Raw genomic sequence first — 2,570 nt, 5'->3', positions numbered from 1 at the left:
TGGCGGCAACACCAAATTCACGTTCATAATCAAAATATTCTTCTTTGAGGGTGTAATTTGTTGCACTATGATTTTTCCCAAAACCTATAATCGCACTCTGCGCTCCTAAGAACACCGCACGACGCACACTTTTTACCGCTGTATTATTTGTCGAGTTAACACCATGGGTAACATGAATAGCTTCGCGTAAAACAACACCATTATACATGCCAAGAGAACCATCAAAGATTGGGTTCTTTGCACGAGAAGTCGCATAAACCGATTTTTGGATATCTAACCACTCACCAGCGGCTGTATTGGTACGCAATTGCATCACTTGTGTTGGGTGCAAATAGAGAACGTAAACATCATCACCGTTAACATGGACGGGAGAAATTTGCGGATTGGCAAGTTTGGCTTGTTTAACCGCTTCATCAATAAGCTTCAAACTAAAGCTATGTTTGGCTTTATCATTAAGATCTTCATCCTTGGTTTTCCCATCGGGGCGGATAATACGTTCACTGCTTGGTGCCATGATTTCATTAAAGCCATAATGAACCGGTTTAATGTACACTTCTCGACCATCAACGCTAATCGTACGGGCTGTATAACCACATACCTGCAAAAAGAACATGATGCTTAAACGATTGGCATACCAGCGAACCAAGCCTTCTTTCGCTTTCTTACGTAAATTCGGGAGGATTCTCTGTTGATCAATCGAGTCATCATTGGCAACACGCGCCGCATGTAAAAGCTCGTTAATCACCAACCGATCATTCATAAATTGAAGCGCTTCTTCATTGCCTTCTAAGGTTTCGCCTTGCGTGACACCATCTCCAAACAGATTGACTAGCAAACTGAACGTAACACTATCCCCTGCGCTCTTATGGGTTTCGTTATAAAGCTGGATAATGCTGTTCGAACTTTTGCCAATAAGAGGGGCAATTTTTGTCGCTTTCAAAACTTCATTGCTTAATTTCTGTGACCACAATTTCACCGATTGCGGATCATGGGTTCCTATATGTGTTGTTGCCATTGATTTCACCTTTCTTTGCTGTAAAAAAACCGGCTTAAAGCCGGTCGAAAACCCGCATCAAGGCGGATTATGTTGTAAAACTGATTGCCTAATCAGGGTCTGCACCCATAATTTCATAAAAACGGGCTTCATTCTTCGGATTGGATATCCATGCGTTGAATTCCTTTTCTGACATATTGGCAAGGGTGTCTTTTGTCATAGGACCTGTCATGCCTCCTCCACCAGATGCCGTTAAGGTTCGCGCAGAATTCTGCCGACTTTGAAGTTCTGCAACCTGATTATTCACTTGCACTGCTTGGTTCTGATAGCCAAGGTTTTGCGCTATCCTATAAAGCTCTTCTGCTGGATTAACCCCTTTTTGGGCGCAAGTCGCTACAATTGTACGTAATTCATCCCCTATAATCGCATCTATCGTGCTCTTTTGTGCATAATTCGGATAAACAGAGGACCATGCATTCAATTGCTTTGCACGCGTCTCATAAAGAAAATCTGCCGCCGCATCAAAATCACTGTATTTATCCTTGATAGAGGTCACTGAACTTTCTAAAAACTGGTTCAAATGTCCATTAAATTCGTGGGATTCAATGGCTTGCCTTTGAACATCCTGCTGTTCCCTAATATACGCATCTTGCTCTTGTAGCTTTTTGCCCATCCAACCCATGTAGCCAATGATGTCTTGTGTAGGGTCTGGGGGCGCACTTTCACCTTCAACCATTGGCGTCTGGGCTTGCGGTTCATTATAAAACTTGACAAGCGCTTCACGGGCTTGGTTGGCTTGTTGTTCTGCACGTTGCCGATCTATAGGAACGATTTCTGAAGGCTTATCAACGGGCTGTGCAACCGGTTCTGGAGACGTAATGTCATCATTATCAATCGTTTCACCATCATAAGTGCCAGCATCAAAAGAGCTCTCATCATCAAAGACCGGTGCTCCAACTCTGTAATCTTCATTCATAGCTTCGTTCATTTCTGCATTCATTCTCTAACCTCTCTCAAATGCTTCTTCCTCTGTATGTTGCCGCTCTTTCACGCATGATTTGATTTTGCGCTCGTTCATTAAGAATACGCTCCCGTTCAAGCTCATGCTTCTGTTGCATCAATTCAGCTTCCAATTCTGCTCTCTTTTGACGCATAACCAATTCAATCTGCTTGCCTTGTAAATCCATCTGTTGCATCTGATTTTTAGCCGCAATATCTTGCTGCTTTTCCTGCAACTTCATTTCTTGTTCCGGATTCATTTGCTGTTGTTGGGCTTGTTGTGCCATTTGCTGCTGTTGGAACTTCTCACTGACACGATTGAGTAATGACGCAGGCAATGGAGAATAACGAAGTAGATCAAGCATAATATCCGGCGTAATCGCATTTTGAAGCAATGGGAGCAGCTGTGTGATGATACCAAAGGTGCGCTCTTTCTCATTCGGGCTGGTTGGGGCATCATCGACAACAATGTCATACTCGACACTCGTTACTTCTTCACGCGTCAATGGAATATATTGCGCATTCTCCTCACCAGATATCCGTACCAAACGACCATCGGACAAGTAATTCTGTATCA

The 2,570-nt window shown here is 43.3% G+C and carries 2 protein-coding genes and 1 pseudogene; all 3 read right to left on the bottom strand.

All coding sequences use genetic code 11. The annotated features are described in order from the left end of the window. Positions 1–1,015 (bottom strand): N4-gp56 family major capsid protein (locus ACFILZ_RS09540; protein ID WP_375611025.1); only part of this gene is annotated, 1,015 nt, incomplete at its 3' end. Between the two features lie 88 nt (positions 1,016–1,103). Then, positions 1,104–1,994 (bottom strand): hypothetical protein, encoded by an 891-nt coding sequence (locus tag ACFILZ_RS09535; RefSeq protein ID WP_375611024.1) that lies wholly within the window; start codon positions 1,992–1,994, stop codon positions 1,104–1,106. Between the two features lie 13 nt (positions 1,995–2,007). Then, a pseudogene (locus tag ACFILZ_RS09530) lies at positions 2,008–2,570 on the bottom strand (phage portal protein); the annotation flags it as partial.

The organism is Bartonella sp. AP40SXNS (assembly GCF_042195825.1).
Classification (GTDB): domain Bacteria; phylum Pseudomonadota; class Alphaproteobacteria; order Rhizobiales; family Rhizobiaceae; genus Bartonella.
The sequence above is the reverse complement of the archived record's forward strand: the minus strand, read 5'-3'. Positions and strand labels throughout refer to the sequence as shown.